The sequence below is a fragment of the Leisingera sp. ANG-M1 genome (assembly GCF_000813745.1).
Taxonomy (GTDB): Bacteria; Pseudomonadota; Alphaproteobacteria; order Rhodobacterales; family Rhodobacteraceae; genus Leisingera.
Genome location: NZ_JWLC01000026.1, coordinates 67,713 through 92,351 on the forward strand (window position 1 = coordinate 67,713; position 24,639 = coordinate 92,351).

Annotated in this window: 20 protein-coding genes; 9 read left to right on the top strand and 11 right to left on the bottom strand. The window is 63.6% G+C overall.

What is annotated here, in order from left to right:
• The first annotated feature begins 2 nt into the window (after positions 1-2).
• The 4 genes from xdhB (at position 3) to guaD (ending at position 6,218) form a co-directional block, all read left to right on the top strand.
• Complete coding sequence (gene xdhB, locus RA19_RS21520) at positions 3-2,321, top strand: xanthine dehydrogenase molybdopterin binding subunit (RefSeq protein WP_039166798.1); 2,319 nt, start codon at positions 3-5, stop codon at positions 2,319-2,321.
• Positions 2,322-2,324: 3 nt separating this feature from the next.
• Positions 2,325-3,218: a xanthine dehydrogenase accessory protein XdhC gene (gene xdhC, locus RA19_RS21525; protein WP_039166800.1), complete on the top strand. Its 894-nt coding sequence runs from the start codon at positions 2,325-2,327 to the stop codon at positions 3,216-3,218.
• Between the two features lie 32 nt (positions 3,219-3,250).
• Complete coding sequence (locus RA19_RS21530) at positions 3,251-4,846, top strand: xanthine/uracil/vitamin C permease (RefSeq protein WP_039166803.1); 1,596 nt, start codon at positions 3,251-3,253, stop codon at positions 4,844-4,846.
• A gap of 73 nt (positions 4,847-4,919) precedes the next feature.
• Positions 4,920-6,218 carry a guanine deaminase gene (gene guaD / locus RA19_RS21535; RefSeq protein WP_039166860.1) on the top strand — a complete coding sequence of 433 codons (1,299 nt, stop codon included), beginning with the start codon at positions 4,920-4,922 and terminating at the stop codon, positions 6,216-6,218.
• An 84-nt stretch (positions 6,219-6,302) separates the two neighbouring features.
• Here the strand turns inward: guaD and RA19_RS21540 are convergent, their stop codons facing one another.
• Positions 6,303-7,637 carry a uroporphyrinogen decarboxylase family protein gene (locus tag RA19_RS21540; protein ID WP_039166806.1) on the bottom strand — a complete coding sequence of 445 codons (1,335 nt, stop codon included), beginning with the start codon at positions 7,635-7,637 and terminating at the stop codon, positions 6,303-6,305.
• A gap of 124 nt (positions 7,638-7,761) precedes the next feature.
• On the opposite strand from RA19_RS21540, the gene pdxR reads away from it, so the two are divergent.
• Positions 7,762-9,246: a MocR-like pyridoxine biosynthesis transcription factor PdxR gene (gene pdxR / locus RA19_RS21545; protein ID WP_039166808.1), complete on the top strand. Its 1,485-nt coding sequence runs from the start codon at positions 7,762-7,764 to the stop codon at positions 9,244-9,246.
• A gap of 6 nt (positions 9,247-9,252) precedes the next feature.
• Here the strand turns inward: pdxR and RA19_RS21550 are convergent, their stop codons facing one another.
• Both RA19_RS21550 and RA19_RS21555 read right to left on the bottom strand, forming a co-directional pair.
• Positions 9,253-10,143, bottom strand: a complete 891-nt coding sequence (locus tag RA19_RS21550) for a DUF5666 domain-containing protein (protein WP_039166810.1) — start codon at positions 10,141-10,143, stop codon at positions 9,253-9,255.
• The gene (locus RA19_RS21555; RefSeq protein ID WP_039166811.1) at positions 10,140-10,964 is read right to left on the bottom strand and encodes a DUF6502 family protein; all 825 of its coding nucleotides are present in this window, start codon (positions 10,962-10,964) and stop codon (positions 10,140-10,142) included. The genes RA19_RS21550 and RA19_RS21555 overlap by 4 nt, the downstream gene beginning before the upstream one ends.
• Before the next feature lie 151 nt (positions 10,965-11,115).
• Here RA19_RS21555 and RA19_RS21560 point away from each other — a divergent pair, with 151 nt between their 5' ends.
• The 3 genes from RA19_RS21560 to RA19_RS21570 are packed head-to-tail and all read left to right on the top strand — an operon-like array spanning position 11,116 to position 14,875.
• The gene (locus tag RA19_RS21560) at positions 11,116-12,741 is read left to right on the top strand and encodes an AMP-binding protein (protein ID WP_039166813.1); all 1,626 of its coding nucleotides are present in this window, start codon (positions 11,116-11,118) and stop codon (positions 12,739-12,741) included.
• Positions 12,741-14,054 carry a hypothetical protein gene (locus RA19_RS21565; protein ID WP_052261969.1) on the top strand — a complete coding sequence of 438 codons (1,314 nt, stop codon included), beginning with the start codon at positions 12,741-12,743 and terminating at the stop codon, positions 14,052-14,054. The genes RA19_RS21560 and RA19_RS21565 overlap by 1 nt, the downstream gene beginning before the upstream one ends.
• A gap of 53 nt (positions 14,055-14,107) precedes the next feature.
• Entirely contained in the window at positions 14,108-14,875 is a 768-nt protein-coding gene (locus tag RA19_RS21570) for an enoyl-CoA hydratase-related protein (RefSeq protein WP_039166815.1), read from the top strand.
• A gap of 3 nt (positions 14,876-14,878) precedes the next feature.
• Here the strand turns inward: RA19_RS21570 and RA19_RS21575 are convergent, their stop codons facing one another.
• Genes RA19_RS21575 through RA19_RS21585 form a run of 3 tightly spaced genes read right to left on the bottom strand, consistent with a single transcriptional unit; the run spans position 14,879 to position 17,553 of the window.
• Positions 14,879-15,511, bottom strand: a complete 633-nt coding sequence (locus RA19_RS21575; RefSeq protein WP_039166819.1) for a MarC family protein — start codon at positions 15,509-15,511, stop codon at positions 14,879-14,881.
• 16 nt (positions 15,512-15,527) lie between these two features.
• On the bottom strand, positions 15,528-16,892 hold the full coding sequence (locus tag RA19_RS21580; protein WP_052261970.1) for a HAMP domain-containing sensor histidine kinase: 1,365 nt from the start codon (positions 16,890-16,892) through the stop codon (positions 15,528-15,530).
• On the bottom strand, positions 16,882-17,553 hold the full coding sequence (locus RA19_RS21585) for a winged helix-turn-helix domain-containing protein (RefSeq protein ID WP_039166822.1): 672 nt from the start codon (positions 17,551-17,553) through the stop codon (positions 16,882-16,884). Before RA19_RS21585 ends, RA19_RS21580 begins: the two co-directional genes overlap by 11 nt.
• Before the next feature lie 141 nt (positions 17,554-17,694).
• Between RA19_RS21585 and RA19_RS21590 the strand changes: the two genes are divergently transcribed.
• Complete coding sequence (locus tag RA19_RS21590) at positions 17,695-18,807, top strand: trypsin-like peptidase domain-containing protein (protein WP_039166865.1); 1,113 nt, start codon at positions 17,695-17,697, stop codon at positions 18,805-18,807.
• Between the two features lie 129 nt (positions 18,808-18,936).
• Here the strand turns inward: RA19_RS21590 and RA19_RS27790 are convergent, their stop codons facing one another.
• The 5 genes from RA19_RS27790 to RA19_RS21610 all read right to left on the bottom strand — a co-directional run bounded on the left by RA19_RS27790 (position 18,937) and on the right by RA19_RS21610 (position 24,616).
• A complete protein-coding gene (locus tag RA19_RS27790) occupies positions 18,937-19,101 on the bottom strand; it encodes a hypothetical protein (RefSeq protein WP_446720301.1) in 165 nt (54 codons plus the stop codon).
• Positions 19,102-19,284: 183 nt separating this feature from the next.
• Complete coding sequence (gene pbfA, locus RA19_RS21595) at positions 19,285-20,622, bottom strand: (R)-1-hydroxy-2-aminoethylphosphonate ammonia-lyase (RefSeq protein ID WP_039166824.1); 1,338 nt, start codon at positions 20,620-20,622, stop codon at positions 19,285-19,287.
• Between the two features lie 75 nt (positions 20,623-20,697).
• Positions 20,698-22,146 (bottom strand): phosphonoacetaldehyde dehydrogenase, encoded by a 1,449-nt coding sequence (phnY, locus tag RA19_RS21600; RefSeq protein ID WP_152615844.1) that lies wholly within the window; start codon positions 22,144-22,146, stop codon positions 20,698-20,700.
• 15 nt (positions 22,147-22,161) lie between these two features.
• Positions 22,162-23,409, bottom strand: a complete 1,248-nt coding sequence (phnA, locus tag RA19_RS21605) for a phosphonoacetate hydrolase (protein ID WP_039166828.1) — start codon at positions 23,407-23,409, stop codon at positions 22,162-22,164.
• A gap of 19 nt (positions 23,410-23,428) precedes the next feature.
• Positions 23,429-24,616 carry a 2-aminoethylphosphonate--pyruvate transaminase gene (locus RA19_RS21610; RefSeq protein ID WP_039166829.1) on the bottom strand — a complete coding sequence of 396 codons (1,188 nt, stop codon included), beginning with the start codon at positions 24,614-24,616 and terminating at the stop codon, positions 23,429-23,431.
• Positions 24,617-24,639 lie beyond the last annotated feature (23 nt).

The following is a 24,639-nucleotide window of genomic DNA, read 5'->3' on the forward strand; positions in this document are numbered from 1 at the left end:
AGATGAAAGACCATCAGACCATCAGCGGCGCCGTGCATCATGACCGCCAGCACGACAGTGCGATCAAGCATGTGACCGGCCGCGCCGAATACACCGACGATATCGCCGAACCCTATGGCACGCTGCACGCCTACCTCGGTGCCTCCACCGTGGCGCATGCCAATATCAAAGGCATCGACCTCACCGCTGTCCGCAACGCCCCCGGCGTGGTGGATGTGCTGACCGCTGCGGACGTTCCTGGCGTCAATGATATCAGCCCCACCGGCAAGCATGATGAGCCGGTCTTCCCGACGGAGAAGGTGGAGTTCCACGGCCAGCCGATGTTTGCGGTGATTGCCGAAACCCGCGACGCGGCCCGCCGTGCCGCCGAACTAGCAAAGGTAGATTACGAGTTGCTGCCGCACGCGCTGGATCCGGTTCAGGCGCAGCTGGCCGGGTATCCCATGGTCACCGATCCGCTGAAGCTGGAGCGCGGCGATGTGGAGGCGGGCCGCAAAGATGCGCCCCACCGCATCCAGGCGCAGATGACCGTTGGCGGCCAGGACCACATGTATCTGGAGGGCCACATCGCCTTTGCCATTCCCGGCGAAGACGAGGATGTGACCGTGCATTGCTCCACCCAGCACCCCAGCGAGGCGCAGCATATGGTGGCGCATGTTCTGGGCGTTGCGAACAATGCGGTGACCGTCAACGTGCGCCGGATGGGCGGCGGCTTTGGCGGCAAGGAAAGCCAGATGAACCTGTTCTGCGCGGTGGCTGCCATTGCCGCGAAGAAGCACAACCGGCCTGTAAAGATCCGCCCGGACCGCGATCAGGACATGACCGCCACCGGCAAGCGCCATGACTTTGTGATCGACTATGACGTGGCCTTTGACGATGAGGGGCGTATCCAGGCGGTCGAGGGCGGCTTTGCCGCGCGCTGCGGCTATTCCTCGGACCTGTCCGGTCCGGTCACCGACCGGGCGCTGTTCCATGCGGATAACGCCTATTTCTACCCGAATGTGCTGCTGAAAAGCCGTCCGATGAAGACCAACACCGTCTCCAACACCGCCTTCCGCGGCTTTGGCGGCCCGCAGGGGGTGGTTGCGGCGGAACGGATGATCGAAGAGATCGCCTATGCGCTCGGCAAGGATCCCTTGGATGTTCGTAAGGCCAATTTCTATGGCGAAGAAGGCCGCGACCTGACGCCTTACCATCAGAAGGTGGAGGACAATATCCTCGACCGGCTGATCACGGAGCTGGAGGAAAACGCTGAGTACCGCAAGCGCCGCGAAGAGATCATCGCCTTCAACAAGGACTCGAAGATCATCAAGAAGGGCATTGCGCTCACCCCGGTGAAATTCGGCATCTCCTTCACCGCGACCTGGTACAATCAGGCGGGTTCGCTGATCCATGTTTACAATGACGGCTCGATCCACTTGAATCACGGCGGCACCGAGATGGGGCAGGGCCTCAACACCAAGGTGGCGCAAGTGGTGGCCGATGCCTTCCAGGTGGATTTCGAGCGCATCAAGATCACCAAGACGACGACCGAGAAAGTGCCGAACACTTCGGCCACTGCGGCCTCGTCCGGGTCGGACCTCAACGGCATGGCGGCACTGGATGCGGCGGAGCAGATCATTGCCCGGCTGACCAAATTCGCGGCGGAGAAATACGAGGTCTCAGAGGCCGAAGTCGAATTCCTGCCCAACCGTGTGCGCATCGGCGGTGAGGTGATTTCTTTCGACACGCTGGTGAAAGAGGCCTATATGGCCCGCGTTCACCTGTCGGCGGCGGGTTTTTATAAGACGCCGGAGATCCACTGGGACCGCGCGGCGGGCAAGGGGCAGCCGTTTTTCTACTACGCCTATGGCGCGTCCTGCTCCGAGGTGTCTGTCGACACGCTGACCGGCGAATACCGGGTCGAGCGCACCGACATCCTGCACGACGTGGGCCGCTCGCTGAACCCAATCCTGGACAAGGGCCAGGTAGAGGGCGCGTTCATCCAGGGCATGGGCTGGCTCACCACGGAAGAACTGTGGTGGGACGGCGAGGGCCGGTTGCTCACCCACGCGCCCTCAACCTACAAGATCCCGCTGGCCTCTGACCGGCCGCGCATCTTCAACACGCAGCTGGCCGAATGGTCGGTGAACAAGAAGCGCACCATCAAACGGTCCAAGGCCGTGGGCGAGCCGCCCTTCATGCTGGGCATCTCGGTGTTCGAGGCGCTGTCGATGGCTGTCGCCAGCACTGCGGACTACAAACACTGCCCGCGCCTGGATGCGCCCGCCACGCCGGAGCGCGTGCTGATGGCGATCGAAACCCTCAAAGATCGGGGCTGAGCCATGGCCCGCCGCCCTTCCCTTCAGGATTTTCTAGCCAGCCACGTCAACGTGGTGCAGGTCGCGTTGACCCGCGTTCGCGGTTCCTCCCCGCGCGAGGCCGGCACCTGCATGTTTGTGGCGGCGGAAGGCCTGTGGGGGACCATCGGCGGCGGCCAGCTGGAATATATTGCCATCGACCATGCGCGGCGGATGCTGAAGCAGCATGTGATCAGCGACACGCTGGACGTGCCGCTGGGGCCGGAGATCGGCCAGTGCTGCGGCGGAAGGGTGGAAATGTCGCTGGCGCAGATGCGCCAGGCTGACCGCGAAGACGCCCTTGCCCGCCAGCAGGCCGAGGAACAGGCGCTGCCGCATGTCTATGTGATGGGCGCGGGCCATGTGGGCCGGGCGCTGGCGGATCTGTTCCAGCATATGCCGGTGCGCTGCATCCTGATCGACCAGCGCGCCGAAGAGCTGGCCTTGTGCCAAGCGGATGTGGAAATCCGCCAAAGCGCCATTCCTGAGATCGACATCGCCACCGCACCTGCGGGCAGCGCCTTTGTTGTTCTCACCCATGATCATGCGCTCGACTTCCTGCTTGCCTCCGCTGCCCTGCAGCGCGGCGATGCGGGCTATGTCGGGCTGATCGGATCGGCCACCAAGCGGGAGAAGTTCCGCCGCTGGTGCCGGGACCATTGCGACGGTCTTGCAAGCGACCGTCTCATCTGCCCCATCGGGGCAAGCGGTAGCCGCGACAAGCGGCCCAGCGTCATCGCCGCCTTCGTGGCGGCGGAAGTGATCGCTGATTTGACCTCTGAAACTGCCGCGTCCGCTCCATCACGGAGCACTGACCTGCCCCAAAGGGGCAAGCAACCGGACGCAGAGGGAGACACGGCTGGAGCATTCAGCCGTTAAGGACTGCGTCCTCTTGACAGGAGGAGGCCGCCATGACCACAGGGCGGAGCTATACGTACAAACTGTTCGCGCGGAATGACTTCAGTGCATTCTGGGCGCTGTTCACCGACAACCTGATCAACCTGATCGTGCTTTCGGGCATCTGTCAGTTTGTCTTCAACATGCCTGCCGACATCGTGTTCGGCCGCATCGTGCCCGGCGCCGCAGTGGCGATCCTGGCCGGTATCGCAGTCTACACCTGGATGGCAAAGCACATCGCCGAGAAAGAGGAGCGCGACGTGACCGCGCTGCCCTATGGCATCTCGACGCCCGTCATGTTCGTCTATCTGTTCGGCGTGATCGGGCCGATCTACTGGTCCACCAATGACGCGATGCTGGCCTGGCAGGTGGGTATCGGCGCGGGCTTCATGGGCGGCATCGTTGCTGCCCTGGGCGCCATCGTCGGGCCGTGGCTGAAGCGCGTGACCCCGCGTGCGGGCATGCTCGGCACCCTCTGCGGCATTGCGCTGGTGTTCATTGGCACCGTGCCGCTTGCGACGATCTTTGAGGATCCGTTCATCGGCTTTGCTTCGATGATCATCATCCTTTGGGGCCTGGTCGGCCGCCACCGGCTGCCGTTCAACATCCCGGCAGGTCTGCTCGCGCTGATCGTCGGTACTGTTGTGGCGCTTGGCATGGGCAAGGCCTCGGTCTCGTTCGAAGGCGTGGGTGTCTACCTGCCGATCCCGTATTTCGGCGACCTGATTGCGGGCATCCAGCATCTGTTCGCCAACCCGGAGCTGTTCCTGGTTCTGGTGCCGGTGCAGATCTACAACTTCATCGAAACCATGAACAACGTCGAAAGCGCCGAAGCGGCGGGCGACCATTACCCGGTCGGCGTCTGCCAGGTGACCGACGGTGTTGGAACCATGATCGGTGCGGTCTTCGGCTCGCCGTTCCCGACCACCGCCTACATCGGCCACCCGGCCTATAAGCGGATGGGCGCACGTTCGGGCTATATCATCGGCGTTGGCATTGTGATCCCCTTTGCCGCCTTCTTTGGTCTCCTGGCGTTCCTCAACAACCTGATCCCCGTGGCTGCTGCCGCGCCGGTGCTGGTGTTTGTGGCGCTGAGCCTGGTGACCAATACCGCGCATTCGGTGAAAACCGATCACATCGCCGCGGTGACCATCGCAATGATGCCGCATGTCTCTGCCTTCCTGGTGGTGAAATGGGGCGCGCTGGCCGGCGCCTTGGGCGCATTGGGCGCCACCGGCATGGCCCAGCTGGGCGATCCGGAGCTGACTGCGGCGCTGCTGCAGCAGGGGGCGCACTATGAAGGCCATCTGGCGCTCAGCCAGGGTGCGATCCTGACCGGCCTGATCTGGGGCGCCATCGTGGCCAGCGTGATCGACGGCGACTTCCGCAACGCGGGCGGCTTTGCCCTGGCGGCGGCGGGCATGGCGCTGGTGGGCGTGATCCACTCGGCCAGCCTGCATTGGCCGGAGTTCAGCGGCATTGCCCTGGGTTACCTGATCGCTGCAGCCTTCCTATTCATCTACCCGATCTTCCACAAGGCGGATGAGGGTGAGGAAGCGGAAGAGGACGGCGCCAAGCCCCATGTGCCGCATCTGCCGGCAGGCGAATAACCTCAAACTCACTCACGGAACAGGGCAGGGGGCGGGCCACCGCCCCCTGCCAGTCAACAAGGACATTAAAGACATGACATCGAAACAGACGCTGCTGCGCGGGCGGGTGCTTTCCTTCACCGCCGAGCCGCAAGGCGCTGACGACACCAGCGCCTATGAGTTCATCGAAGACGGCGCGCTGCTGGTGGCGGACGGCATGATCCTGGCCAAGGGCAGCTACGGCGACGTTTCCGCCCAAGCAAACGGCGCCAAGGTGATCGACCACCGCCCGCATATCCTGATGGCCGGTTTCATCGACACCCACCTGCATTTCCCGCAGGTGCAGGTGATCGCCTCCTGGGGCTCGCAGCTTTTGGAGTGGCTGAACAATTACACTTTCCCCGAGGAGGTGCGTTTTGCCGACGCGGGCCACAGCGCCGAGATGGCCGGGCATTTCTTCGACCTGCTGACCAGCCATGGCACCACCACGGCCGTCGCCTATTGCTCGGTCCACAAAACCTCCGCCGAGGCCTATTTCAACGAGGCCGCGCGCCGCAACATGCGGATGATCGGCGGCAAGGTGCTGATGGACCGCAACGCGCCCGAGGGCCTGCTGGATACGCCGGTCAGCGGCTATGACGACACCAAGGAGCTGATTGCCAAGTATCACTGCCAAGGCCGCGGCATGTATGCAATCACCCCGCGCTTCGCCATTACCTCCACCCCCGACCAGATGGAGATGGCCGGCGCCTTGGTGAAGGAGCATCCGGACTGCTACGTCCAGACCCATCTGTCGGAAAACCACGACGAGATCGCCTTTACCGCTGAGCTCTACCCGCAGGCGCGGGACTATCTGGATGTCTACCAATCCTACGGGCTGCTGACGGAAAAGATGCTGCTGGGCCACTCGATCCACCTGCAGCCGCGCGAGATCGATGCGCTGGCCGAGACCCAGGCCAAGCCAGTGTTCTGCCCGACCTCAAACCTATTCCTGGGCAGCGGGCTGTTTGACGATGCTGGCCTGCGCAGCCGCGGTATCACCAACGCGATTGCCACCGACATCGGCGCCGGCACCAGCTATTCGATGCTGCAGACCCTGAACGAGGGCTATAAGGTCCTGCAGCTGCAGAACCAGAAGCTGCACCCATTACGCGCCTTCCACTGGATCACCCGCGGCAATGCGGTGGCGCTGGGGCTGGAGGACAAGATCGGTACGCTGGAGGCCGGGACTGAAGCCGACATCGTGGTGCTGGATTCCCGCGCCACCCACGCGATGGACCTGCGGATGCAGCGGGCCGAGACGTTGTCGGAGGAACTGTTCGTCCTGCAAACCCTGGGTGACGACCGCTCCATCGCGCAGACTTACGCGGCGGGTCAGCCGATGAAGGCTTAACCTCTGCCTGAACAAAAAAGACCGGCCCTAGGGCCGGTCCATGCCGCCAGGCAGGGGATCATACCTGGCGCGGGAGTGAGCCTCTCAAGCTTTGAACTGGATCGGGTCCGAATTGTAGACTTCTTCCAGAATGATCTCGACCAGATCGAACTGCGTGTGCAGGTTGACGTCCTCGAAATAGATATGGCTGGGCCAAGCCTGGCTGACGTGGTTGTCCCCGGGCAGATCCACATTGGCGCAGACATTGCGGATCGCCGCCACATGCGCGCGCGCCATCTCGCGGGTTTCGGCCTTGGTGGCGTCCAGATCCTCGATGCTGTTGCGGTCGATCTGCGGCGAGCCGATGCCCGAGGTCAGCGGCATGTTGCGCTTGATCGCCTGGTCTTCATAGAACGAAATATCCACGTTATCTGCGGCCAGCCTCATGATGAAGACCGGGTTGGCGCTGACCTTGGCGTCGGTCAACTCCAGCAGTGCCGGGTTTTCAGAGGGCGCCAGCTCCGGTGCGGCTGCGCCGCTGGCCTCTGTGCCGCCTCGGCGGCGGGAGCGCCGGTCTTTCTTCTTGGCCAGCGCCACATGGTCGCCGCGGTAGTTGTTGTCAAACACCCGGTCGGCATAGGGCTTGTCCCGCAGCATATGGCGGATTGAGCGGATCGACATGTTCTTGCAGTTGTCAGGCCCGATGAAGAAGGGCGAGCCGGAGGCGTCGGAGAGTTCGATCCAGCCGTTCGGGAAGGTGGCGATATGGTGGTCCATCCAGGGGCCCAGCACCACGTCGCCCAAGTGGTCAAGCAGCGCGTTCACCTCGTCCGGGTCGTTCACCACGTCGCCCAAGAGCGGCTCCTGCCCGTAGATGTCGGCGGCGAGGCTGTAGGGCGCGGTGATCTGCAAGAGCGGCGGCAGGCCAGTCAGCTCTTCATGCACCCGCAGGATGTTGGTGATCGCCAGAGGCACGCCGGTGGTGAAATCCGGGGTCTTGAGGTCGCGCCAGTTGTCCTTGTTGATCAGCATGTCATCCGGGTCGGCGCCCGGCGGGTACTTGTCCGGGTACATCATGGTCTGGCCCAGCGGCTCGCAGGACCAGGCATAAAGCGCCCAGGTGATGTAGAACTTGTTCACCCCCAAGAGACGGCTGACCGCGAGGTTGGCGCGGACATAGCGGTAGGGGTCCTCGTGATAATACTCGCGGGTCTCGATGCCATAGAGGTCGTTCAGCACCGCCAGCGCCAGCATGTGGACCGAGGCCACGCTATTGACGCGGCCCGGGTCGGCCTTTTGCCCGAAATTGGCGTCGAAGTCGCCGGCGATGGCGGCGTCGAATACCCGTGTCATTTCTGCTTTGGCTTCAGCGTCGCCCGCCTGCCAAGCCCGCAAAAGGTCGAGCCCTTTGGGGAATGCGTAATCTTCAATTCTGGTCATGGATCGGCCTCAAACCTTCGTGAACCCGTGACGCGCGGGGCGCGCCGATTGGGATTGAGGCTATCCAAGAGTGGGTACATCAACTATACCCGCTATTGATCCATTTATAGACCCACTAAGAGCCATGCCAAAATCCCCGGGCGGCGCGCTGCTGCAAGGTTTCACAATCGAACGCGACTCGTCAGTGCCGATCTACAGGCAGCTGGATGCCTCCTTGCGGCGGCTGATCCTAGACGGTTCGCTGGCGCCGGGACAAAAGCTGCCCTCTACCCGCGAGCTGGCGCAGGAGCTGGGGATTTCGCGGATCACGGTGAAAAACGTCTATGAACAGATCATCGCCGAGGGCTATGCGCAGGCCAAGACCGGCGCCGGCACCTTTGTGGCGGACGGGCTGGACACCGAGGCCTTCCCCCAGGTCCGCACCCCGCGGCGCAAGGACAAGCCGTCGGGGATCGAGATTTCCACCCGGGCGCGGACCATTGCCGCGTCGAAATCGGTGGCGCGCTATGGCGAGACCGCGCCGTTCCGTCCCGGCGTGCCGGCGCTGGATCAGTTTCCGGTGAAGCTGTGGAACAAATACCTGGCCGAGGCGATGGCGCGAGATGCGCGCCGCAGCCTCAGCTACGGGCAGGTGAATGGAAATGCGAGCCTGCGCGAGGCAATCGCCCGGCATCTGGCGGATGCGCGCGGCATGAAAGTGGATGCGGAACGGGTGATCATCACCTCGGGCGCGCAGCAGGCCTTTGTGCTGATCGCCTTTGTGCTGCTGAACCAAGGCGATACGGTCTGGTACGAGAACCCCGGCCATATCGCCGGCCGGGACGTGATGCAGATCATGGGCGCCAATGTGGCGCCGGTGCCGGTGGATGGCGAGGGGCTGGATTTGGATCACGCGATGGGACGGCACCCGAAGCCTGCGCTGATCTTTACCACGCCCTCGCACCAGCAGCCTTTGGGCACTACCATGAGCCTGGGACGGCGGCTGGCGCTGCTCAATTACGCGCAGGAGAACAACGCCTGGATCATCGAGGACGACTACGACAGCGAGTTCCGCTACCGCGGCCGGCCGCTGCCTGCGCTCAGCGCCTTGGACAGCGCGCGGCGGGTGTTCTATGTGGGCACGTTCTCCAAGTCGATGTTTGCGGCGATGCGGCTCGGCTATGTGGTGGTGCCGCCGGAGTTCACCGAAACCTTTGCCACTGCCCGCAATCTCCTGGGACAGAACTCTTCCGCCGTGGTGGAGGAGGCAATGGCGCGGTTCATGGCAGACGGGCGGTTCACCGAGCATATCCGCAAGATGCGCCGGCTGTACCGGGCCCGGCGCGATGTCCTGTTTGAGAGCCTGGCACGCGATTGCGGTGAATTCCTGGAGCCCGAGCGCACGGATGCCGGCATGCATATGGTGGCCTGGCTGAAGGCAGGCATCGACGATCAGGCCGCACATGACGCGCTGCTGGAGGCGGGCATCGACTCTCTGCCGATCTCGGTTTACTGCATTGAACCATTGAACCGCGCAGCATTGGTGCTGGGCTTCTCCGGCGTGGATGAGCGGATCATTCCGCGGCTGACTAAACGTCTTGCAGCCGTGCTGCGCGATCTCACCGGCTGAACCGCTTTACTGCCCCTCTTTGCAGCCCAGTTTGCGGACCAGAGCCTCCAGCTCAGGCTGTTGCGCGGGCAACTGCCCCAGCTGTCCGCCGGAGCCGCAATGAACCACCCGCTCGGCGGTACTGATCATGGCCGGGTTGCTGGTATAGGCCACCAGCCCGCTGCCCAGCACGGTATAGAGCCCGTCGGGCTGCGGCGCGGAGTAGTAGCCCTCAACCTGCACCAGGCCGGTCGCGGTGCCAAAGAGACCGGTTTCGATCCGGCTGGCAGCAATGCCGCCAGGGATCGGAGACCCAAAGACCCGCAGTATCCCGCCCGGCTGCAAGTGCTGGGGCTGCAAGCCGCCCAGCACCGAGCCGCCGACCAGATGGCGCTCACGGTTATCAGCACCCAGGTAAGTGCCGCTGATCCTTGCCAGGCTGCCTGCCGGGATTGCATCCAAGCGCGAGGCCAGCACCCGGTTTCCCTGCCACAGGCCGCTGACCGCCAGCCAGTCCCCCGGCTGAACGTCCTCGGCCAGGGCGCCGGCCTCTACTGTGCTGCCCAGGATGGTCAGCCGGCCATTTTCAACGGCCTCCACCGGGCCTGCAAGCGGCAGGACCTGACGGATATGCAATGCGCGCCAGCTGCCGCCTTCAAGCCTGGCGGTAACCGCCACGGTGTGGCCCGGGCGCAGATCTGCTGCCGTCATTGCGGGCAGCGCATCCTCCACTGGCATACCGCTGTCCAGCCGGATGTGCTGGCCATTCACATAGATGCTGCCAAGACTGGTCACCGTGCCGGCAATACCGGTGCCGATGATGCCACCCTCCCGTTCTTCGCTCTCTTGCGCCACGGCAAGCGAGGCCGCCGCCGCGGCGGCAAGAACCCAAAGCAAAAGCCGCTGGAGCACGCTCATGTCTCTTCTTCCTCTTCTGAGGTTCCGCCGGGGGAGGGCAGGATGTAAGCGCCAAGGACAAACCGGCCGTCAAAGCTGCTCTCTGCCTCTTTCTCCTGCAGGGCGCGGGCCTCGGCGTTGATCTCTTCCAGCAGCGCCTGAGCCTTCTGCGCCGAGAGCCGGTGCAGCTTTTCAACCGAGGCAGGCGACAGGTGGGAATAGCGCACCGCGCGGTCGAAATTCCGGGAGTCGCCGTTCCCGGCCAAAAGATTCTGAGTCGCCGCCGCCAGATGCGCTGACAGGGTCGCCTGGTAGGCTGCAACCTGCTCGGCACTGCCCGCTGCTGGCAAAAGCGTGTGGGTGAGCAGCCGAAGCCTGCCGTCTTCCTGCAGTTCGACCGCGCCCTGGCCAAGCAAGGCTTGCAGCACGGTTCCGGGCGCCATATCGGCACGGGTCTGCCTCACCAGTTCATCAAACCCAGGGCTGTTTTTGCTGCCGCTGCGGGGCAGGTCGCGGGGGCTTCCGTTCTTGTGCTGGTACTCAGGCGCGGTGGCCCAGTAGCTGAGCACCAAAGCCGCGGCATTGACGCTGCGGCGGGGCGGACCTTCGCTCTCCTCCGCACGTAACCGTTTGATATCTTTGCGATGAATGCCGGTGAGCAAGCTGGCTTTGCTGTCGCTGACCTTACCCTCCGAGGTCGCCAGCGCCGCCTCCAGCAGCGCTTTCTTCAGCGCCTCATTGGCTGTGCCCAGCGTCAGCCCGCGTGCCACCATGGCTTGCGCCAAGGGGGCAAGCAGCGCCGCCAGGGCGGCTTCAAACGGGTCGTCGGTTCCGGTCGTCATACGCAAGAATCCAAAGGGTCAGATCCCTCTACCATTAACACTTTGTTTACACATCCAACGGCTTCGTGAGCGGTTTTTGATCTGTTGTGAATTCTAATGGGAAAATTTCCCATTATCAAATTGAGGTGAATTTTAACCTCAGGAGAATGTTATGCAGGACATAGCCGCCAATTTCCTTTCCGGTTTCCACCCGCTCACACCGCCTGCCGTTCAGAGCGGTGAAGAGGACCCGCTGGCCGGTCTCAGCGCCGCCGACCGGGCGCGCTTCCTGGCCTTTGGGTTTGGCCCCGTGGAGCAGCCGCGGTTTGCCACAATTTCAGCGGCCCTCCTGAATCAAATGGCAACCCGGCCGCAGACCGTTGCAGCCGAGGCAGGGGACCGCAGCATGACCTATGGCGCGCTGGATGCCGCCTCGGACCGCCTTGCAGGGGTGCTGCAGGCGCATGGGGTGAAACGCGGCGATGCCGTGTGCCTCTATCTGCACCGCTCGCTGGAGATGCTGGTGGGCATTGCCGCAATCCTGAAGCTTGGCGCAGCCTATGTGCCGCAGCATGTGGGTGTCGCGCCGCCTGAGACTCTGCGTCATATCGCTGGCGTGACTGGCGCAAAAGTGATCCTGAGCCTCAGCGAGCTGTCAGGGCAGGTGCCGGTGGCGGCGGATCAAACCCTGATCACCATCGACACCGTAGCCTACGACCCGGCACTGGATGCGCCGGCGCCGGACCCTGAGCTGCACGCCGCGCGCGCCGGTGACCTGGCGATGATCCTGTTCACCTCCGGCACCACCGGCGTGCCGAACGGGGTGCAGGTGACCCATGCAAACCTCGCCAACATCCTGCTGACCGCGCCCGGGGATCTGGGCATGCGTCCGGGGCTGAAGGTGGGGCAGATCCTGTCGATTGCCTTTGACATGGCCGCCTGGGAGACGCTGGGAGCCCTGTCGAACGGCGCCACGCTGGTCATTCGCGGGAAATCTATCCAGGAGACGGCGGAGAAGGTGGATGTGCTGATCGCTACCCCCTCGATCCTGAACGCGCTGGATGCCGGCCGCTGCCTGCAAGTCAAGGTTGCGGCGGTGGCGGGTGAGCCCTGCCCGCGGCCTCTGGCCGATACCTGGTCCGGCTTCTGCACTTTTTACAATTCCTGCGGGCCGACCGAGACCACCATCATCAACCCCGCCGAGCCGCATCTTCCGGACAAGCCGGTGGTGTCGATCGGGCGGCCGACGCCGAACAACACGGTCTACATCCTGGGCGAAAACCTGGAGCCGCTGCCGATCGGCCACAAGGGCGAGATGTGGGCCGGCGGCGATTGCGTCACCGCCGGATACCTGGCCAATCCTGACCTTACGGATGAACGCTACCGCCCCGACCCGTTCCGCCCCGGCCACATGATGTTCCGCACCCGCGACCTGGGCCGCTGGACCGAAGATGGCGCGCTGGAGCACTTTGGCCGGGTCGACGATCTGGTCAAGATCCGCGGCTTCCGGGTGGAGCTGGACGGGGTCTCCTCGGCCCTGGAATGCTCGGAGTGCTGTGAGCAGGCGGTGACCTTGAAATACGACGCCCGCAATCTAGTGAGCTTCATCTCCCCCGGCGGTGCCTGCCCCAAGAAGGCGGTACATGAGGTGCGCGCGCGGCTGCCCTATTACTGCAAGCCTACCGTGGTGCTGCCGATGGAAGGTCTGCCCCGCACGCCGCGCGGCAAGCTCGACAAACGGCTGCTTTTACAGATGGCGCAGGCGCATATCGCTGACGCAGGTGTGGAGCTGAACTGATGACCACGCAAACCACCAATCTGGACTCCCGCGCCTTCAACTGGCGGCGGGTCACCCGGCATCCGGCGCTGATGGAGTACCGCCGCCTGGCCTTTCTCGTGGCCGCAGTCAATCTGGCCGTGTTTGTGATCGAGCTGCGCGACGGGCGCTGGATCTCCGGCGGTGCCTATGTGCTTAGCCCTATCGCCGATATGGCGCTGATCAACCTGTCGCTGGGTATCCTGATCCGCCAGCAACGGGTGGTGAACGCGCTGTTCTGGCTGGCGACACGGGTGCCGGTCAGCTGGCCGCTGTGGATCCGCTGGGGCGCGGGCAAGGTCTTCCACTTCGGGGGCTTGCACTCCGGCGGCACGGTGGCAGGCACCGTCTGGTTCGGCTTCCTGCTGTTTGCCATGGCCGCGAACCGGATGCAGGGCGCGGCGCTGCCCTCGGACCTGACGCTGGGCCTGAGTACAGCGATGATTGCCCTGATGGTGCTGATGGTGATCTCAGCCCTCGGCCCCATCCGCGCCCGCTTTCACAACACGTTTGAGAAGATCCACCGCTTTGCCGGCTGGACCGTGCTGGCTCTGTTCTGGGCGCAAACCGTGTCGCTGACCCGTGATACAGGCGGCGAGCTGCTGCAGACGCCGGCCTTCTGGATGCTGTGCCTGATCACGCTGTCGATTGCCTCGCCCTGGCTGACGCTGAAGCGGGTGGATGTGGAGATCGTGAAGCCCTCGAACCACGCGGTGCTGGCGCGGTTCGATTATGGCGACACGCCGTTTCCCGGCAGCTCCAACGCGATCAGCCATACGCCTTTTGGCGAATACCACTCCTTTGCCAATATCCCGGCGCCGGATCAGACGGGCTACAGGCTGGCAATCAGCCGGGCCGGGGACTGGACCGGGCGGTTCATCGACAACCCGCCGGACAAAGTCTGGGTCAAGGGGATCACCACCTCGGGCGTGGCGCGGATCGAAGTGCTGTTCAGGAAGGTGGTCTATGTCGGCACCGGCTCCGGCATCGGCCCGATCCTGCCGCATCTCTTGGCCGGAGATGTCCCGAACCGGCTGATCTGGTCCACCCGCAGCCCGCGCGCGACATATGGCGATGCGCTGGTGGATGAGATCGAGGCCCATACCGAAAGCCCGCTGATCTGGGACACCGACGCGCGCGGCAAACCGAACCTGTCGGCCTTGGCCTTGCAAGCGGTGCGCGACAGCGGCGCCGAGGCGGTGATCGTGATCTCCAACCAGAAGCTCACCCGCCAGGTGGTGCATGACATGGAAAGCCTTGGCATCCCCGCCTATGGCGCGATCTGGGACAGCTGATCATTTGCCCGGCCGCCGCGCCGGGCAGACCCGTTTTTCCGAGGAAAATCCACATGTTCGAAACCATCAAGACAAATACAGAGGGCCGCGTCGCCACCATCCGCTTTGACCGGCCGGAGCAGTTGAATGCGCTCAACACCCAAGTGATGGAGGAGGTGCTGGCCGCCGCCACCGCCTTTGACAAGGACCCTGGCATCGGCTGCTTGATCCTAACTGGCAGTGAGCGCGCCTTTGCGGCCGGTGCCGATATCGCCGAGCTGGCCGTGCAAAACTACACTTCGATGCAAGAGAGCGATTTCTTCGCCGGCTGGGACCGCTTTGCTGCCTTGCGCCTGCCCAAGGTGGCGGCCGTCGGCGGCTATGCCCTGGGCGGCGGCTGCGAGGTGGCGATGATGTGCGACGTGATCCTGGCGGCGGACACCGCCCGCTTTGGCCAGCCGGAAATCAAGATCGGCTGCATCCCCGGCATCGGCGGCAGCCAGCGGCTGACCCGGCTGGTGGGGCGGGCCCGGGCGATGGACATGATCCTCACAGGGAAAATGATCGACGCAGGAACCGCCTTGCAGATGGGGCTGGTGAGCCGGGTGGTACCCGCATCTGAACTGATGGGCACGGCGCAAGAAGTGGCCGACACCATCGCAAGCTTCCCGCGCAACATTGCGCAAATGGCGCGAGCTTGTGTGAACATGGCCGACCAAAGCACGCTGGAAAGCGGCTTACGCTTTGAGCGGCAGATGTATCATGCGCTCTATGGCTTGCCAGCACAGCAGGAAGGCATGGCCGCTTTCCTGGAGAAGCGGCCGCCCAAGTTCAACAGTTGAGGGTCAGGCCAGGCCGGGCAGCACGGCCTTGATCCCGGCGGTCAGCATCTCGACCGCGATGGCCAGCAGGATCATCCCCATCAGCCGCACCATGATCACCCGCATGGTGGCGGTCAGCAGCTTGCCAAAGAAGGAGGCAAAGAAAAGGACCGCAAACAGCAGCGCCAGCACCGCGCCAAGGACCAGAGCGACGGCGGACAGCCCGGCGGCACCGCCGGCGTGGCCGGTATAGATGATGATGGTGGCAATGGTGCCGGGGCCGACGATCATCGGGAAAGTCACCGGGTAGAAGGCCAGCCCGGACAGCGCCTGCATGTCTGTCTGTTCGGCGCCGGAGCCGTGGTGCGACGCAAAGCCCTCGCCATTCAGCATCGACCAGGCGATATGCGCAAGCACCGCGCCGCCGGCAATGCGGAACTGGTCGATGGTGATGCCGAAGAAACTGATGATCGCTTGGCCTGCCAGCAGGATCACCCCGCACATGATCGCCGAGTAGCAAACCACCTTGACCGCCAGCATCCGCTGCTGCGCGACAGAAAACCCGTCAGTGATGGCCAGAAAGATCGGCAGGTTCACAAACGGGTTCATGATCGCAAAGAAGGCCCCGAAAGCCTTGATCAGAAGGGCGGTGCTCATAAGAATTCCTTTCGGTTCAAGACACGGGGAAGATCACATCCGCTTGCAGCCCGGGTTCGGCGCTGCTGAGTTTCAATTCGGCGCCGTGCAGGTCGGCAATGGCGGCAACCAGGCTCAGGCCAAGGCCGCTGCCCGGGGTGGTGCGGCTCTGCTCCAGCCGGTAGAGACGGCGCAGCACGTTTTTGTGTTCCGCTTCCGGGATGCCGGGCCCGTGGTCGCGCACTGACAGGGTTGCAGCTTCGCCTTGCTGCAGCGACAGGCTGATACCGGTACCCTCCGGCGTGTGGCGCAGCGCGTTTTCGATCAGGTTAGCCAGCATCTGGCCGATCAGCGCCCGGTCGCCGGCGACCAGAACCGGCGTATCCGGCAGGCTGAGCGCAAAGGACCGGTTCTGCTCCTCCGCCGCCGGTTCATAAATCTCGGCAAAGGTGGCAGCAACTTCGCACAGGTCCACTGGCTCAAACCGAGACTTCGGCGTGCCGCCTTCCAGCTGGGCAATCTGCAGCAAGGCCTGAAACGTGCTGGTGATGCGGCGGGTTTCCTCCAGCGCCTGATCGGCCAGATCCTGTGCCGCGGCCGGCAGATCCGACACCTCCTGCAGCCGGGCCAGCTGCACCGCCACTCGCTGGATCGGGGTTTTCAGGTCATGCGCTATATCCGCCGAAACCTGCCGCAGCGCCTCGGTCGATTGCTGCTGCGCCTCGGCCATGCGGTTCACGCTGTGGCCGATACGGCCAATGTCGCCTTTGCTCTGAACGGTCTCCGGCACCCGGGCGCTGAGATCGCCGGAGGTCAGCGCCGACAAAGTGTGCTCGATCCCCCGCAGCGCCCGCGCCGAACGGCGCGCCAGCAACACCCCGCCCAGCACAGCGATGCCTATTGCGGGCAGCAGGCTGAAAAGAAAGACCCGCAGGAAAGTCTGGCGGAGAGTATCCAGCGGCTCTGCAGTCTGGGCGACGGTCAGCAGCCCACCGTGGATGTACTCGCTGAGGGAAATAAAGCGGCCTTGGATCTCGACCGGTTCAGGGCCCAGGGCAATGATCCGGAACCCCTCCTGCTGCTGCATAATCGCGGCATTGCCGGCCACCACCCGCCCGCCGAACCGGCGGTAGCTGAGCAAGCGGCGCTGCGGGTCGGTCTCAGCGGTTTCGGCATTGACGATGGCCGCCAGTGCCGCAGCAGAAGGCGTCGCGCGGAAGCCCGCCATGTCCTGGGTCAGGCTTTCCTCGATTGCCTGGCGCTGCGCCCCCTGCGCCACGTAATAGGTAATGCCCAGGCTTAGCGAGCTGGCAGCCACAAACAGCAGCGACAGCCACAGCGACTGCCGCATCGGCGAGGAGCGCAGCAACGCCCGTGCACGGGACTTCAGGTCATTCGGCAATCCGGTACCCCGCGCCGCGCACGGTTTCGATCAATTCACTCGCAAAAGGCCGGTCGACCTTGGCCCGCAGGCGGGAGATATGGGTCTCCACCACATTGGTCTGCGGGTCAAAGCTGATGTCCCAGACCGCCTCCAGCAGCATGGTCCGGGTCTGCACCCGGCCCTTGCGCCGCAAAAGGTGCTCCAGCAGGCGGAACTCGCGCGGCAGCAAGTCGATCTCCTGGCCGCCGCGGGTCACCTTGCGGCGGACCAGATCCATCTCCAGATCTCCTGCTTTCAGCACGGTTTCCTGCGTTTGCAGCCCCGGACGGCGGGCGAGGGCGGCAACACGCGCGGCCAGCTCGCCAAAGGCGAAGGGTTTGACCAGATAGTCGTCCGCCCCGGCCTCCAGCCCGTCGATCCGGTCATTCACCCCGCTGAGCGCGGTCAGCATGATGGCGGGGGTCCGTACACCGGCGCCGCGCAGGGTCTTGATCAGGCTCAGCCCATCAAGGCTGGGCACCATCCGGTCGATGATCAGCACATCGTAATCCGCAGCGGTCGCCTGCAGCAGCCCCTCGCGGCCGTCGGTGATGAGATCGGCTGTATGGCCTTCCTCGCGCAATCCCGCAGCCACATAAGGACCGGTGGTGGCATCGTCTTCTATCACCAGGATCTTCAAGGCTTCCCCCGCTTTGCTGCCTGCCTGAATTACACCGGAACAGGTTCAGGCACACATTACAGATCTGTATAGAATGCGTCAGGACATTGAAATCCGGGCCTTCCATTTGCCTTGCATCACTTCGAACGCAAGGAAAAGAAGATGCCCGAAACCAACGCTCCCAAACGGTTTGCTTTTGCCCTCACCGCTGCTGCTTCGGCTGCGGCCCTGTTTGCCCTGGCCCCCGCGCCCGCGATGGCGGTGCCCGCCGGCGGCTACGCTGATCTGGTCGAGACCATCTCGCCTGCGGTGGTCTTTGTCGAGGTCACCGGCAAGGCGCAGCCTGCGGCCGACCGCCAAGCCATGCCGAACGACAAGTTCATGGAGGAATTCATGCGCCGTTTTGGCGGCCGCATTCCGCAGTTCGATCATGACCGCCCGGTCAAGGGCGCAGGCTCCGGCTTTGTGATCTCAGACGAGGGGCTGATCGTCACCAACCACCATGTGATCGACAACGCGCAATCCGTGTCAGTCACCCTGGCCGACGGCAGCAAGCACGAGGCCACCGTGATCGGCGCCGACCCGCTGACCGATATTGCCCTGCTGAAAGTCGAGGCGGATGCGCCGCTGACGGTTGTCGAGTTCGGTTCCTCGGACGCATTGCGCGTCGGTGATGAGGTTCTGGCCATGGGCAGCCCCTTTGGCCTTGCGGGAACTGTGACCTCGGGCATCGTCTCGGCCACCTCGCGCAACATCAACGCAGGGCCGTTTGACAACTTCATCCAGACCGATGCGGCGATCAACAAGGGCAACTCCGGCGGCCCGCTGTTCAATGCTTCAGGAGAAGTGGTGGGCGTCAACACCATGATCTATTCGCCGGGCGGCGGCTCGGTTGGGATCGGCTTTGCGGTGCCTTCGGACATGGTGCAGAAGATCGTCGCCGACCTGGAAGATGACGGCGAGATTGCCCGCGGCTGGCTGGGTGTGCAAATCAAGCCATTGTCTGAGGACGCCGCCAATGTGCTGGGCCGGGAGGCTGGCAAGGGCGTGGTGATTGAAAGCGTGGTGGCGGAAAGCCCGGCGGCTGAGGCGGGCCTGAAAGCCGGCGACGTTGTGCTGCGCTTTGGCGAAACCGAGATCAGCGAGCTGCGCGATCTGACCGCCGCCGTGGCGGTGAACGCCCCGGGCGAGGCGGCGCAGATCGAGGTTCTGCGGAAGGGTAAAGAAGTCACCCTGGATGTGACCCTGGGCGACCGATCCGGTCAGGACGCCTGATCCTGTCCCATTCTCAATCCCTGTCCGGTAACGGGCAGGGGCTGGGACGGCCAAGGCTGTTTCCCCTCCGGCGGGCAGGGAGTGTCTCTGCCAAGCCTTGGCCGGACCTCTTGACGAATTGGCAGAAAATCAAGGCAGGTAGAAGCGGCGCTCGCGGACCTGTTCCTTGGCCCGGACCCGGCGCCGTTTGCTGTAGCTGAGCGCACCCGAAGGGCAGGCGGTCGCGGCCGTTTTCAGCATGTCCTCATCCGCATCATCGGCGGTGCCTGTCTCGCCGGACAGGGCCTGGATCATTCGGGAGAGCCGCAGGCCGCATCGGCCAGAGTTCTGGCATCTCGCCTCATCAAAGCGGACGCGCGACTGGCTGGTTACTATCTCCGGCATGGATTGGTTCTCCCCTTTATTAATTTTGTAGTTTTTGGTCTTCCGTTCTGATCGTGTCTTCGTTGTTGTTCCGCTGCGCGGAGGAATGGCCCGTTACTGGGCCGCCTTGACAGCCGCAATGACAATGTCCAGCGCCCGGGTCAGGTCTTCGCGCGCAATGGTCAGCGGCGGCGACAGGGTGAGCACGTTGCCCTGGCTGATCTTGAAGCTGAGGCCGCCTTCAAGGCAAGCGTAATAGATCTTCTCAGCTCGGGCCCGGGCGATGTCTGCGTTGCCTGCGATCTCCACCCCGAACATCAGCCCGCGGCCGCGGATATCTGCGGTGATCGGCAGATGGCCGATCTGCTCCTGCAAGTACTCCAGCGCATAGGCCCCTAGGTCTGCAGAGCGCTCAACCAGGCCTTCGTCCTCGATGATCTGCAGGGTGGTGAGGGCCGCGCGGGCGGTGACCGGGTTCTTTTCATGGGTGTAGTGGCCGATGGCAAAGTCGCCGCAGACGTCCAGGTCGCGGCGGGCGACGCAGGCGGCTATGGGCAGGATGCCTCCGCCAAGCGATTTGCCCAGCGTCACGATATCCGGCACCACACCGTCATGCTGGAAGGAGAACATCCGCCCGGTCTTGCCCAGCCCGGTGGGGATCTCATCCAGGATCAGCAGCACACCGTGCTTGTCGCAGGTCGCGCGCACGGCTTTCCAGAATCCCGGCGGCGGCACGATAGGCACGGCGCGCATCGGCTCAGCGATGAAAGCGCAGTAGTCGCCGTCGCGGCCCAGCACATAATCGATCATCTTCGCACAGGCCTCGGCGCTCGCTTCCAGGGTTTGATGGCCGTATGGGCAGTCCGACGGGCTGTAGGGCGCCACATGCTCGGTGCCGGGCAAGAGCGGCCCGGCGATATGGCTGCGGAAAGTGGCCTCGCCGCCGACCGAGGCGGCGCCAAAGCCAGCCCCGTGGAAGGAGTCCCAGAAACTCAGCGTCTTGAACCGTCCAGTGGCGGCGCGGGCGATTTTCAGAGCCACCTCGTTGGCGTCGGAACCGCCGGTGGTAAACAGGGTCTTGCCCAGATCGCCGGGGGTGATCTCTGCCAGCTTCTCGGCCAGTTCCACCGCCGGGTCGTTGGTAAAACGGCGAGGGGCAAAAGGCAGATCGTCCAGCTGCTGCTTGATCGCCGCCACCAGCCGCGGGTGGCCATAGCCCAAGTGATGCACCGAGTTGCCGTGGAAATCCATGTAACGGCGCCCGTCCATGTCCTCGATCCAGATGCCCTCGGCCTTGGCGATGGTGCTGACACAGGGGCTGGAGAGGCTTTGGTGCAGGAAAACGCTGGCGTCCCGCTGCAAGAGCGGCGCGGAGTTGGAGCCGATGGATTTCTGCAGCCAGGCCTTGCGGGCGTCCGAGGTGTTGGATTCACCTTCGGTATGGACAAGCATGGGACACTCCCGAGGGAAAATTCTGGTTGAAAATCAAAGCCGGGGCTGCGTGGGGCAGCCCCGGCAGGGCCGGGATTATTCCGGCCAGGGCAGGGAGTAGGTCTTGACGTTGGTGAAGAACTTCATCGCCTCGATGACGCCTTCCTTCACCCCGTTGCCAGAATCCTTGATCCCGCCGAAGGGCGACATTTCGATCCGGTAGCCCGGCTGCTCCCAAATGTTGCAGGTGCCGACGTCCAAACCGTTGATATAGGCAATCGCCCGGTTCAGGTCGTTGGTGCAAACGCCGGAGGAGAGACCAAACTCGGTGGAGTTGGAGATCTTCATGACCTCCGCATCATTGTCCGGCACCCGCACGATCGGCACGATGGGGCCAAAGGTTTCCTCCATCACCAGCTCGCTGTTGTGGGGCACTTTGTCGACCACGATGGGCGGCAGCAGGGCGCCGTCGCGGCCCGGGTGATAGAGGATCTCGGCGCCTTCCTTTTCGGCCTGCAGCACGCGGTTTTCGAACAGCTCCGCCGCCTTGTCGTGAATGACGCAGCCCAGTTCGGTGGCCGGGTCCTGCGGGTCGCCGAATTTGATCTTCTTGGCCTTCTCCAGCACCAGCGGCACGAATTTGTCTGCCACGCTTTCCTGCACCAAAATGCGCTTGATCGCGGTGCAGCGCTGGCCCGAGTTGCCGGTGGCGCCTGCCACGGCGATGGTTGCGGCCTTGTCCAGGTCGGCGTCGGACAGGTCGTTCAGCACGATCAGCGGGTCGTTGCCGCCCAGCTCCAGCGCCTGGCGTTTATAGACGCCTTTCTCAGCGATCATCTTGCCCACCGGCACACCGCCGGTGAAGGTGATGATATCGATGTTTTCATTGGTGATCATCTCGTCACCAATGTCCTGCGGCCAGCCGGTGACCACCTGGAACATCTCCTTGGGCAGGCCGGCCTCATAGAGGATATCGGCCAGTGCAATACAGGTCAGCGGCGTCAGTTCCGTCGGCTTGCAGACCATGCAATTGTTGGTGGCAATCGACGGCGCAATCTTGTGGCTCACCATGTTGAGCGGGTGGTTGAACGGGGTGATCGCTGAGATCGCCTTGACCGGCTCGCGCTTGGTGAAGATCTTGCGCGGCTTGCCGTTGTGGGTGAGGTCGCAGGAGAAGATCTCGCCATCATCCTTCAGCGCCTCAGCCGCCGCGAACTGGTAAACGTCCTGCGCCCGCTTGGTCTCATAGATCGAGTGCTGGTGGCAGATGCCCAGCTCCAGCGTCAGCCATTTCGCCAGGTATTCGCGGCGCTCGCCGATCAGCTCGGCGGTGCGCTGCAGGATCTGGCTGCGCTCATAGCGGGTCAGCTTGGGTTTGTAGTTCGCCGCCACCTCAAAGGCCATGCGGGCGTGCTCGGCCTTGCCTGCGGGCACATAGCCGACAACCTCGTTGGTATAGGGGTAGTGGACCGGCACGGTCTCGTCAGTGAAAACGGTCTCGCCGCCGATGCGCATGCCTTCGTTGCGGATTTCGATGTTGGTCATAGTCTCACCCATAGATCAGAGGGCCGCCGCAGTGGTGGCATAGAAGAAGGCGTCAAAGTTGCGCAGATCCTCGGGCTGGTCCGGCAGGTCGATGACACGGTTCACGATAAAGGGCACTTCCTGTTCAGTCAGCCCGCCATGGCTGCGCAGCGGCTCTTTCAGCGCCGCCAGGTCGTGGCGGTGGGCCGAGGTGCCGATGGTCATGTTCTCGCCCGAGATCATCACGATGTCGCCGATGCGGTCGCCCGGCAGTTCAAAGCGCTTGATGGCCTCTTCTTTGTCCACCACCAGGATCAGTTCCTCGCGGGCGTCCAGTTTGGCCATCACTTCTGCCTTGTCGGCGCCTTCGGGCAAATAGGCGGTGGCAAAAGAGCCAAGCGCGCCATGGTGCACCACATAGGGGTCGGTGATCGGCAGGATCACCCGCGCCGCGTCCTTGCCCAGCCACTCATCCAGCAGGTCCTGCGCGTAGATCACGCTGGGGGAGCCGTCGGCGTTATGCTTGGGCTTCATGCCGTGGTCGGCAGTGACAACAATCGCCGCACCCATTTCATCGAGCTGCGCCAGGTACTTGTCAAACATCGCGTAGAAATCCAGTGCGCCCTGCTGCTCCGGCGCGAACTTGTGCTGGATGTAGTCAGTGGTCGACAGATACATCACGTCCGGCTTGAACTCGGCCAAGAGCTTCACGCCGGCAGCAAAGACAAACTCGGACAGCTCGGCCGAATAGACCTCCGGCACCTCCATGCCCAGCCATTGGCTGGCGTTGTCGATGCCGTGCTCCGCCTTGGTGGTCTCGCCAGACCGCTCCGAGGAAAACGCCACTGCGCGGTCCTCGTCGAACTTCAGCCCCGCCCCCAGAAGCGCCCGCAGCTTGTCCTTGGCGGTAACCATGGCGACGCGGTAGCCGGCCTCGTAGAACTGCGAAAAGATGGTCGGCGCGCGCAGGAAGCGCACGTCGTTCATCATCACCTCTTCGCCCGTGTCCGGGTCGATCAGGTAATTGCCGCAGATGCCGTGCACAATCGGCGGGCGGCCGGTGGCAATCGACAGGTTGTTGGGGTTGGTGAAGGAGGGGATCACCGAATGCGCCAGCCGGTCGGTGCCGGTCTCGCGGATCCGCTTCAGGGTCGGCATCAGCCCCTTGGCGATGGCAACTTCCAGGTATTCCGGCTCGCAGCCGTCCAGGCAGATGGCAATCGCGCAGGTCTTTGGCGCCGGGTAGGTCCGCTCGTTGGCAGTAACGGGGGTTCCAATGGTCATATCTCGGGGTCCTTTGTCTTCAGGCGGCCAGTTTGGCGCGTTCTTCCAGCGCCGCGGCGGGCGGGGCCGCGCTGGCGACGCCCATCTCGGCAAGCGTTTCCTTGGCGGCGGTCACAACCTGCCGCATCACGTGTTCATCCATCTGCCCGATGCAGCCGACGCGGAAACTGTCCACAACGGTCAGCTTGCCCGGGTAGATGATAAAGCCCTTCTCCTTCATCAGGTCATAGAAGCGGCTGAACTCAAACTTCTCATCCGCAGGGCAAAAGAATGTGACGATGATGGGCGACAGCCAGCGGTTTTCCAGCAGCGTCTCAAACCCCAGCTCACGCATCCCCGCCACCATCACATCGCGGTTGCGGGCGTAGCGGGCACCGCGGCCGGCCACGCCGCCCTCGGCTTCATGCGCCTTCAGCGCTTCGAGGAAGGAAGCCACCACATGGGTCGGCGGGGTAAAGCGCCACTGGCCGGTTTTTTCCATATTGGCCCATTGCGCGTGCACATCCAGAGACAGTGAATGGCTGTTGCCCTTGGCCGCTTCAATCTCGCCCTTGCGGGCAATGACAAAGCCAAAGCCCGGCACCCCCTCGATGCATTTGTTGGCCGAGGAGACCATCGCCTCATAGCGGATCTGCGAGGGCTGCAGCTCGATGGCGCCAAAGGCCGACATCGAGTCTATCTGCAGCTTGCGGCCTGCTGCATAGACCGCCTCGGAAATCTCCTCGACCGGGTTCAGAATGCCCGAGGAGGTCTCGCAATGGATCGCCACCACATGGGTAATTGCCGGGTCATCGGCCAGGATTTGCGCCACCTCATCGCCGCGCGGCGGCAGGTAGTCGCCCTTGTCCAGCACCACATGATCGCGGCCCAGGTACTTCAGCGTCTGCGCCGAGCGCAGCCCGTAGGCGCCGTTGGCCAGCACCAGCACCTTGCCATCACGGGGGATGAAGCTTCCCAGCATCGCCTCCACCGCAAAGCTGCCGGAGCCCTGCATTGGCACGCAGTCAAAATCATCAGCGCCTTCGCCGAGCAGCGCCAGCAGGCGGCTGCGAATCTCGCGGGTCATACCGCGGAAGTCATCATCCCAGCTGCCCCAGTCCCGCAGCATCGCCTCTTTCACCGCATAAGAGGTGGTCAAAGGGCCGGGGGTAAGCAAGTAGGGCTCGCCCAATCTGGGCGCTTCAATCGAGTCCGTGGAAGTACTCATCTGCAATCTCCCAAGAGGAATTT